The organism is Micrococcus sp. PSi08 (assembly GCF_054960655.1).
In genome coordinates this window covers 23,613-33,363 of sequence record NZ_JBHNYP010000029.1, presented here as the reverse complement: position 1 = coordinate 33,363, position 9,751 = coordinate 23,613, and the positions used below count along the sequence as shown (strand labels likewise).

Genomic DNA, 9,751 nt, shown 5'->3' with positions numbered 1-9,751 from the left:
ACCCTGCGCCCCCACGACCCCGCCGACCGCTTGACGCGCGTGTGTCGTGGAGCGTGGGACCCAGACGCGGGCGGGGGCGTGTGGGAAGCGTTTCTGGCAACGATCCTCCCGGTCGAAGCAGAGCGGGAGTATCTGCGACGTGTCATCGGGCAAGCCGTGTTCGGGGCCGTCCGTGAGCACCTGTTCCCGGTGTTGACCGGGACCGGGGCGAACGGCAAGGGAACCGCGTATACGGCCATCGCTCACGCCCTGGGGGACTATGCGGCGGTCATTGACCCCGACATGCTGATGACCTCCGCACGGGGGCCAGGCGGTCCGGAGATGATGCAGCTGTTCGGTGCCCGCCTGGTCATCGGCTCTGAGACCGAAGAGGGCAAGCCCCTGGACGCGGCGCTGATGAAGCGCCTGACCGGTGGTGATCCCATCACGGCTCGGAACCTGTACCAGCCGCCTGTCACCTGGGAACCCTCACACCAATTCGTGTTCGTCACCAATCACCTGCCCAAGGTCAAGGGCAATGACCCGGCGGTGTGGCGACGGGTCCGGGTCATCCCGTTTGACGTGGTGATCCCGCCCGAGCACCGGGACACGGCCCTGCCCGAGCGTCTGCGCGCCGCCGCTGACGCTGTAGTGACGTGGGCGGTGCGCGGATGGTGGGACTACGAGGACCACGGCATGGGTGAGCCTGACGCGGTGAAGGCTGCAACGGATGCCTACGCGGTCCAGTCTGACGCGGTGCGCCGGTTCATCGCCGAGAACTGCGTCGTCATGGCGGGCGCGTCTGCGCGCTCCAGTGACCTGCACCAGTCATGGGCGGCATGGGCGGTGCAGGACGGGGCAGACCCTCTGAGCGCTAAGGCATTCGGGGCTGAGCTGGACCGGCTGGGATACCCGGCCAAGCGCAGGAAAGTGGGCATGGTTCGGTTCGGAATCGGACTCGCCGCCGAGTGCGAGGACTGACCGGGTGAAGGGTGGTGAAGGGTATTTGTAAACCTCCCCACGCGAGGGGAGCTATAGAAAGTTTCCTAGAACCCTTCACCTCCCTACACCGGCACCACCTGAACCGCAGAAACAAGCCGATTTGACGGCCCTCGACCATCTCACGGTCGGGGGCCGTCGTCGTCCCCAGGAAGGACCAATGAGCACCACCACCTCCCGGCCCACACCGAAACACGCCGCCACCACCACACCGGAGCGCATAGCCGCCGAGCTCGCATACCTGCGCAACGAGTGCGACAGCATCCGCTACGCCCTCGACGTAGCCCGGGAGCGCGCATGAGAGCCCGCCCGGGATACACCGACGCCGACGTGCGCCGGTTCATCGCCCTCGCACGAGGCGGACGCGACCGACGCGCCGAGCTGCTGGACGCCACCGACCCCGAGGACCACCGATGACCGACACCGAACGCCCCACCGAGGCCGACCAGCTGCGTCAAATGCTGCGCTTTCACATGGACCGCGCCGAACGCCATCGACTCCGCGCCGAGAAGGCCGAAGCCGAACTAGCCGAGCTGAAGAAGGAGGCCCACCCGTGAGCACTCTCTCCCGGCCCACACCGAAACACGCCGCCACCACCGCACTCGAACGTGCAGCCGCTGAAATCGCGTACCTGCGGAACGAGTGCCAAAGCATCCGCCACGCCCTCAACCGATCCCAGGAGCGCCCATGAGAGCCCGCCCCACGTACACCGATGCCGACGTGCGCCGGTTCGTAGCCCTCGCACGAGGCGGACGCGACAGACGCGCCGACGTGCTGGACGCCATGAGGCGACACCCCGCCGGGAAGGGGCCACGCGCGCCCCGCCCAGACCATCCCCCCATGACCAACGCGGACGGCACACCCGCCGCCCCGCTGCCCACCACCACACCCGAGGACCACCGATGACCGCCCGATTCGTCACCCGCCCCCACATGTGGGCGCACAACAACCAGATCAGTCAGACCATCCGCGCCGAGCGCGTCGAACTCACCGACGAACACGGCGTACCGCATGACGGCGTAGGCATCTTCAGCATGGGCAAACCCCGCCAGATGCTCACCCCCGAGGCCGCGTACCGCCTGGCGCACGACCTCGCCGACGCCCTCGACTCAATCACCATCAACCCCCGCCCCGAGCACCACAACTGACCGTCCAAGGAGGACACGCACCATGACCACCAACCCCATCTCTGAGATGACCACTGAGCAGCTGACCAAGCTCGCCCAGACCGCCGACCAGGCCCACGCATCCGTGAACGATGCAGCCCAGAAGGCGCGCACCGCAGCACAGAAGAAGGTGGAAGCCGCACTGTCCCAGGCCGAAGCCGCACGCGATGAACTCCAGCGACGGAGCGATGCCGAGGCCCAGCGCGTCCAGGACCGCCGCCGGGCATTCGCGCACCACCTGCTCAACGCGGGCGGGATCGAACGACTGGCCGAGGAGAACAGGGCCGACCTGAAGACGGCACAGGAAGCCCTCATCGCCGCTCTGGAGGCCGACCCGGTCATGCGCGCCGCTGCCCGCTACATGTCCATCGCGCGCCGGTCTGAGTCCATCCGGTCCCTGCTGCACGAGGCTGCCGTGGCACTGGGGCAGGAACTGCCCGCCGGCCTGGCGAACTACCGCGCCCCCAGCGGGGCCGACTTCGACACACACCACCGCCGCGTCCTGGACCGGCTGACGTTCACCTACGCCGATGAATGGGCCGAGAACATGCAGGACACGGCCCAGGCCAGCATCAGCGGAGACGACGCCGCCCTGGACAAGTACGTGCCCACCGCCGCTGAACGGCACGCCGAGAACGAGGCCGCACGCCTGGCCGCGCTGGCCGAGTTCAAGGCGGGCGAGAACGTGGAGCGCGTCGTCACCTACCCCGACGTGCCCGGCTCCCCGTTCCTGCATTACAGGGTCATCCAGTGGCGGGACAGCTACACCGGGCAGACCGTCCCCGACGCCGCGCCCGACGCTGGCCCCGGACCGGAGGGCATCCTCGCCGGACTCCACCACTGGGTGCCCGTCCACGAGGCAACCGCCGAGGACGTGGCCGCAGCCGTAGAGGCCGAGACCATCAGCATTCGATCCGCCGAGTTCTACGGCCTCCCGCTGCCCTCGACTCACCAGGGCTGACCACGCACACCACGCACACGGCGACGGCTCACGCACACCAGCGTGGGCCGTCGCCGCTACTGCAAGGAGCAACAGACATGGCACGCGCTAAACGCATCTGCCCGAAGCCAGGCTGCCCACGTCCCGCCGTGGGCCGCTACTGCCCGGAGCACAACAAGGAATACGACCGGAGCCGGGGCACAACCACGGCGCGAGGCTACGGACACGACCACCAGAAGGCACGCGCCGAATGGGCCGAGCGCGTCAACCGCGGCGGCATCTGCTGCCAGAGATGCGGCGGACCCATCACACCCGGCGAACCCTGGCACCTCGACCACGACGACCACGACCGCACGCAGTACCTCGGACCATCACACGCACGATGCAACAACGCGGCCGGCGGACGACGCGCACACCTCTACGAATGACCCCCTCCCCAGGGGGGCTAGACACCTACGCACATGGCCGCAGGTGAGCTGTCCCCCAGCTTTACAAAGCAGATGGACTCAACCGAAATCACATTAGGAGGTGCCGGAATGCCCGGCCCGATGCCAAATCCGACCAAACCGAACTCCCGCCGGCGCTCTGCTGGGACGCGCTCAAACGTGACGGAGCTACCCGCTGAGGGCTGCACTCTGCCCGTCCCGACCCTGCCGAAAATGCGCGACTGGTCCCGTGAAGAGCGCGCCCTGTGGAAGAACCTGTGGCAGTCGCCGCAGGCTACGCAGTGGGATGACTCGTTTATCGCCGCTGTGGCCGCGTACATCGTCCATGCGACGGCGGTCTATGGGGGTACCGCGTCCGCCTGGCAGGCGCAGGAGATGCGCCACCTGGGGGCACAGCTGGGGCTCACGCCGGCGGGGATGCTCGCGTTGGGTTGGGTGGTCCGCGGTGAGTAAACGCAGGCTTGCCCGGCGTGACCTCGTGGCCCCGGTGATACCCGCTGCGACCGATCCGAACCGGCTCACGCAATGCTCATTCACTACCTCCCACGGGCCGGTGCGCGTCTGGAGCGCGGGCGGTGTCCCGTACCGGCTGCGCGTGGCCGGGGTGACGCTCCGGCGGGAATGGGACCGTGCCGCGTTCACGGCTTGGATGCGTGACCCCGAGGTGCTGGCCGGCCTCCGGGCATCATCTGCCCCCAAATGAGACCCCCATCCCGCCCCCGCCTGGCATGACGCCGGGCGGGGGCGATTGTTTCCCCCTACCGAACGGAACGGCTATGACGCACTCACAGGCTGACGTGCCATTCGTGGACACGTCCCCATCCGATCTGACGTTCAGCACTGCCACGCCGATTCAAGAGGCGTTAGCGGTCAAACAGTGTGGCCCCCTGGAGTTGCGCGTGCTGGGGGCCTCCCATCAGGTGAAGGTGGGGGGCCTCATTGAGACGCTGGCATGTCTGCCGGGGCTGAGTCCGCACCTACCGCGACATGCCGCGCGCCCCGGATATGCGTTTACGTCTTCGGTCTATCGACCGGATGATTTGCCTGCTGCTGTGGCCGCGATAGCCCGGCACGTCGCCGCACATGACGGGCTATCCGTCACGTTCCCGGGTGATCCCCATGCGCTCACGGCTTTGAGTGCGACTGCCCACGGTGGCCGGTGCGCGTGGGCGACGTGGCATGTATACCCCCAGGGCGGGCATGTGGTCGCCACTCGAAGCACGTTCAGCTACTCCGCCTGAGAGATCACTCCCACTGATTCACGAAATGAGACACGATGACCTACGATTCTCCCGACTACTCCCGCCCGCTCCAGTCCATCCCGTTGGCCGCTGGAGCCTTGAAAGCGTGCGCTGAATGCCCGTGGCGGGCGTCCAATCTGGACAAGCTGGACGCGAACCGGGACGATGCGACGTTCAGCCGCGAGAGCCTGACAGAGCATTGGAAGCGTCTGACGACTGAGGGCGCGACCTGCCGTTGTCATATCACCACGCCGGGCTATTACCACCATGACGAGTCCTTGAATGAGCGCGGTTGGAAGGAGCCGCGCATGTTCAAGGGCGACGGGCATCGCCAGTGTGCCGGGCAGCTGGCGATGGTCCGGCGGGAGGTGGAGAAGATGCTCACCTACCCGGACCACGCGGCCTACATCCGCGAGAATCCGACCGGCTTGCAGAAGCGCCAGGCGGGGCGGTTCCTGCGCCTGCTGCTGGACCCGGAGAGCGCCCCTGTCCCGTTCAGGTGGCCTGCTGAGGACGTGGACGACGTGCTCGACCCTGCTGACCTCGTGGATCTGAACGGCTGGGAATGGAGCGTCAGCCGTGATCTGAGTGTAAATATGCGCAACCTGATTGAGATCATGAATCCTCAGCTGGCCGCGTGTGATTGCAAGTTCTGCGCCCGCCATCACACGATCCACGCGACGAAACCTGTCACGTTGAAGGACGGGACCACGGTGGACATTGACGCCGGTGTAGCCCCGGTGGTGGCCGCGTTCGCGGCGGCAGATGTGAATACGTCGGAGTCGTGCGAGGATTTCGGCCCCGCCCTGCGGGAGCTGGACCTGAATGCATACTTGTTGCTGCGGGACAATCCGGCGGGCGATGTGAATCATTCACGGACCATTCGTGAGGGTGGTGCGTTCGTCCGATTCTCCAGTGCGACCCCGGCGGGTGAACGGATCGCGGCCCGGCTGCGCGAGCGATACAGCCTGGACTCGGGGGGCATCGTCAATCAGGTGACGTTCCCGCTGTCCGAGGCGGGGAACGTGGAGCGGATCGTCCGCGCCGCCGCCCGGGCGTGACGGTGCCCCCGGCGTTGAAACGGGATTGGCCGGGGGCACCCTAGCTGTAGGAGGGCATGACGTTGTTGACTCGGGTCGGTGCCAGTGAGGCCGGAGGAGCGTCTCCGCAGGAGGTATGAGGCCGATGGTAGTTGTAGTGGTTCACCCACACCTGCAGGGCCTCACGCCGAGCTTGCTCTGAGGAGTACGGGCGGGCGTAGAGGACCTCATCGACCATCAGCCGGTTGTACCTCTCCACCTTCCCGTTATGGCGCGGGGTGTAGGGGCGGATCCGGTGATGCCGGCCCCCGAGCGAGACCACCTTCGCGGTGAAGTCCACGGCCCGGTAGTTGTTTCCGTTGTCCGTGATCACCCGGTCCACGGTGATGCCGTGCGCGGCGAAGAACGCCCTCGCCCGGCAGTAGAAGCTCACGGTCGTGGCCGCCCGCTCGTCCTCCAACGCCTCGGTGTAGGCCAGCCGGGTGAACCCGTCGATCGCCGAGTGCAGATAGGTGTACCCGACCCGCCGGCCAGGCCCGCGCTTGGAAGCACGGCCTGCTTCACTGTCACGTCCGTGAGCACGCCAGCCGCCCCCCTCGGGGATGCGTCCGATCTTCTTCACATCCAGGTGCACCATGTGCCCCGGCCCTCTCGCGGTGATCTTCTGGGGTCGTTGGCGCAGGTCTTCTCCGGCCGGGGTCAGGTCCCGTAGGCGGGAGATCCCGAGTCGGTGCAGCCACCGTCCCACGGTACGAAGACACACCCGGTGGCCTTCAGAGACGAGGTGGTGATGGATGCGCCGTGCGGACCACTTGCGCTCCCGCCGCAGGGCGTGGATCTGGGCGACCAGGACCGGATCGAGCTGGGCAGGTGAACGGTGCGGCCGGCTGGGCAGGTCCTGAAGGCCGGCTTCTCCCTGGGCGCGGTAGCGGGCGACCCAGGTGGCCACCGTGGGCCGGCTCACCCGGAACTCGGCGGCCACGTGTGCCTGCGGGATCCCGTCGTGCAGGTGGCGGTGGACCATCCTGAGTCGGCCGGTGGGGGTCAGGGGTGCGTTAGCGTGAGTCATGAGTGGGTCTTCTCGGGCAGGTCGGTGGTGTAGGAACTTCCATCCTGCGGGAGAAGCCCACTCGTCTCATCTCAGCCGGCGCCTCGTGGCAAGAACCTCATGACCCACAACACCTAGCGCCGCCGGGCCAGCGGAGGGGGGGTGTCGGGCGGCGCTGAGGACAACCTAGCGCAGCCTGGCGACGTGGGCGTGAGTTGTCCACAGCGTGAACAGAAACAATGGCTCCGGCCGTCCCGTGCGGGATGGTCGGAGCCTTTTCGTGTTTCCGGGGGTGGTGGTCTACTTCCAGGGCTGGACGGGGTACGCACTCACCTTCAAGGCAGAAGCGGAGCCCTGCGGGCCCAGGTATCCCGGTCCCTCACTCCAGTCGACCCGCCGCCCTCCGCCCCAGCTCTGCGACATTTGCCCACGCCAACTAGACCCCCCGTGTTTCGGGGCGTCTGTTGCTATGGCCCTGGGACTGGCCGAGCTCTGGCCGTCCTCGCCCCGGCGGTTCGGGAGCGTTCGGGAGGGGTGTCACCGCGCCCTCATGATTGGCAGCACAGAGGGCTGTAGACGCTGGAGGCTCACGCTGTGACCTCGTGCCGTCCACCGGCGCTAGGACGGTGGGCAGGACGCGGCCCCGCGTGCGGGGGCCGGTAGATCACATGGGGCCGGTCCAGAGGGACGGCAGAGACAGCACGACAAAGCCCGCCACCGTGACCGCCGTGTAGGTGACGGCGCGGGCGACGGGCTGGAGAAGCTGGGGGAGGGTGCGGGTAGGCTGGGACATGGCTTCACGCGCTTTCGTGGGGTCCATACCCCCGGACGGTTGCCGCCGTCGCGGGGGTCTTCTTCTGACCACCACCTGACCGGAACGGGCCGCGCCGCGCATAATGCCTAGTCAGAGCCGGATTGGGGGATAGTCCCGCCGGCTCCACTCACCACCACGGGAAGGCCCCGGAATCGTCACGATTCCGGGGCCTTCGTCGTGTCTGCGCCCGGTGTGCGGCGGCCCGCCCCTCAGCCGGCCAGGACCGCGTGCAGGCCCAGGCCGGCGCCCCAGCCGACGACGACGGCCACCAGCCCCAGACCCAGATGCGCGGCCCACAGGCGGGCGGCCGCGCCCCATCGACGGGCGAGCACGGCGTCGGCGGCCTCCGCGGCCACGGTGGACCACGTCCCCAGGGCGAGGCAGAACCCGGACACCACGGCGGACACCGCCGCGACGAGCATGAGCCCCTGCCCGTCTCTCCAGCTCTCGGACGCGTACACCAGCTCCGGCACGGCCAGGCCGACGGTGGCGCCGAGGACCAGGGCCGCCGTCGTGTTGGCGGTGAGCAGACCCCGGGGCCCGATCCGGTCGGTCAGGCGCCGGCGCACCAGGGCGCCGAGCGCCCCGCCCGCCGCGAGGCAGGCCAGGAGGGCCACCTGGAGGAGAGCGAAGACCTCGTATCCCGCGCCGCTCATGCGTCCTCCGCCGAACGATCCGTCCCGACCGCGCGCGACCCCGGGGCGCCACCGGCGCGCAGGCCGAGCACGGCCGCCGCCGTCGAGAGTGCAGCCATCAGCGCGAGCACCAGCAGCACCGCTACCGCCGCGGCGAGGACGCCACCCGCCCCGGACGCCGCGGCGCCCAGCCGCACCGGCCACAGCACCAGGGCGACGGCGCTGGAGATGGTGGTGAACGCACCGAGGAAGCCGGTTCCCAGCCCCGCCACCAGGCGTGGACGCCAGTCCGGCCCGCGGCGTCGCGAGGCCGCCCACAGCAGGCCGAGCAGGAACGAGCCGAGCACGTTCACCACGAACAGCGGCAGGGCCTGGACCAGCACGTCGACCGCCCCGAACGCGGCGCCGAACGTGCCGCGGAAGTTGGGCGCCCCGGCCAGCGCGGTCACCGCGTTCATCACCCCCGCACCGCACAGCACGCCCGCGGCACCGCCGAGGGCCACCGCACCCGCAGTGCCGGGCCGGCGATCTGTCCCGCGCCCGCCCCTCCGGTCGGCCGTCGTCTCCCCCCGCACTGCTATCAGGCGCCGCCCTCGGTCTCGTCACCCGCGCGGAGGCGGGCGAGGACGTCGTCGTGGAGCAGGCCGTTCGTGGCCAGCGCGTGCCCGCCGAACGGGCCGTCCTCGCCGTCCAGCGAGGTGAAGCGGCCGCCGGCCTCGCGCACGATCGGCACCAGAGCGGCCATGTCATGCAGCTCGAGCTCGGGCTCGGCCGCGATGTCCACGGCGCCCTCGGCGACGAGCATGTAGGACCAGAAGTCGCCGAAGCCGCGCACGCGCCACACGTCCGAGGTGAGCTGCAGGAACGCGCGGATCGAGCCGCGTTCGCGCCAGCCCTCGATCGAGGAGAAGGACAGCGACGCGTCCTCGACCCGGTCCACGCCGGACACGGTGATCCGCTGAGCACGCGTGAGCGAGGTGCCCGCGAAGGCGCCCTGGCCGGCCGCGGCCCACCAGCGACGGTGCAGGGCGGGGGCGGAGACGACGCCGACGACGGGCTCGCCGTCGATCAGCAGCGCGATGAGGGTGGCCCACACGGGCACGCCGCGCACGAAGTTCTTGGTGCCGTCGATGGGGTCGACCACCCACTGCCGGCCGGAGCGGCTCAGAGATCCGCCGAACTCCTCACCCACGATGCCGTCGCGCGCCCGGGCACGGGACAGGGTCGAGCGGATGGACTCCTCGGCGGCGCGGTCCGCATCCGTGACAGGGGTGAGATCCGGCTTGGTGCTGACCTCGAGGTCCTGGGCCTTGAACCGGGACATCGTGATCGAGTCCACGTTGTCCGCCAGCATGTGGGCCAGCCGCAGGTCCTCCGTGAGGTCGCGGCCGCGGGTCGCAGGGTTCTCAGGTCGCTCCATGCCGCCCACGCTATACCGCGCGG

General features: G+C 69.0%; 13 protein-coding genes. 8 read left to right on the top strand and 5 right to left on the bottom strand.

Going from position 1 to position 9,751, the window contains the following annotated elements; genetic code table 11:
* The 8 genes from ACFI33_RS10135 to ACFI33_RS10100 all read left to right on the top strand — a co-directional run.
* The coding region (locus tag ACFI33_RS10135) for a DNA primase family protein (RefSeq protein WP_462623989.1) at positions 1–960 on the top strand (960 nt) is incomplete at its 5' end.
* 178 nt (positions 961–1,138) lie between these two features.
* Positions 1,139–1,279: a hypothetical protein gene (locus tag ACFI33_RS10130; RefSeq protein WP_176726072.1), complete on the top strand. Its 141-nt coding sequence runs from the start codon at positions 1,139–1,141 to the stop codon at positions 1,277–1,279.
* A gap of 112 nt (positions 1,280–1,391) precedes the next feature.
* Positions 1,392–1,535, top strand: a complete 144-nt coding sequence (locus ACFI33_RS10125) for a hypothetical protein (protein ID WP_462623988.1) — start codon at positions 1,392–1,394, stop codon at positions 1,533–1,535.
* 345 nt (positions 1,536–1,880) lie between these two features.
* Positions 1,881–2,126 (top strand): hypothetical protein, encoded by a 246-nt coding sequence (locus ACFI33_RS10120; protein ID WP_462623987.1) that lies wholly within the window; start codon positions 1,881–1,883, stop codon positions 2,124–2,126.
* Between the two features lie 22 nt (positions 2,127–2,148).
* Entirely contained in the window at positions 2,149–3,105 is a 957-nt protein-coding gene (locus ACFI33_RS10115) for a hypothetical protein (protein WP_462623986.1), read from the top strand.
* 440 nt (positions 3,106–3,545) lie between these two features.
* Positions 3,546–3,983, top strand: coding sequence for a phage terminase small subunit (locus tag ACFI33_RS10110; protein WP_462623985.1), 438 nt, complete (start codon positions 3,546–3,548; stop codon positions 3,981–3,983).
* A gap of 275 nt (positions 3,984–4,258) precedes the next feature.
* Positions 4,259–4,771 carry a DUF2617 family protein gene (locus tag ACFI33_RS10105; protein WP_462623984.1) on the top strand — a complete coding sequence of 171 codons (513 nt, stop codon included), beginning with the start codon at positions 4,259–4,261 and terminating at the stop codon, positions 4,769–4,771.
* Between the two features lie 35 nt (positions 4,772–4,806).
* On the top strand, positions 4,807–5,832 hold the full coding sequence (locus ACFI33_RS10100; RefSeq protein ID WP_462623983.1) for a hypothetical protein: 1,026 nt from the start codon (positions 4,807–4,809) through the stop codon (positions 5,830–5,832).
* 40 nt (positions 5,833–5,872) lie between these two features.
* Here the strand turns inward: ACFI33_RS10100 and ACFI33_RS10095 are convergent, their stop codons facing one another.
* The 5 genes from ACFI33_RS10095 to hisN all read right to left on the bottom strand — a co-directional run bounded on the left by ACFI33_RS10095 (position 5,873) and on the right by hisN (position 9,728).
* Complete coding sequence (locus ACFI33_RS10095) at positions 5,873–6,880, bottom strand: IS481 family transposase (RefSeq protein WP_462623982.1); 1,008 nt, start codon at positions 6,878–6,880, stop codon at positions 5,873–5,875.
* Positions 6,881–7,523: 643 nt separating this feature from the next.
* A complete protein-coding gene (locus ACFI33_RS10090) occupies positions 7,524–7,652 on the bottom strand; it encodes a hypothetical protein (protein ID WP_462623981.1) in 129 nt (42 codons plus the stop codon).
* Positions 7,653–7,882: 230 nt separating this feature from the next.
* A complete protein-coding gene (locus tag ACFI33_RS10085; protein ID WP_462623980.1) occupies positions 7,883–8,329 on the bottom strand; it encodes a CrcB family protein in 447 nt (148 codons plus the stop codon).
* Positions 8,326–8,811: a FluC/FEX family fluoride channel gene (locus tag ACFI33_RS10080; protein ID WP_041104301.1), complete on the bottom strand. Its 486-nt coding sequence runs from the start codon at positions 8,809–8,811 to the stop codon at positions 8,326–8,328. The genes ACFI33_RS10085 and ACFI33_RS10080 overlap by 4 nt, the downstream gene beginning before the upstream one ends.
* Before the next feature lie 77 nt (positions 8,812–8,888).
* A complete protein-coding gene (gene hisN / locus ACFI33_RS10075) occupies positions 8,889–9,728 on the bottom strand; it encodes a histidinol-phosphatase (RefSeq protein ID WP_041104303.1) in 840 nt (279 codons plus the stop codon).
* Between the last annotated feature and the right edge of the window lie 23 nt (positions 9,729–9,751).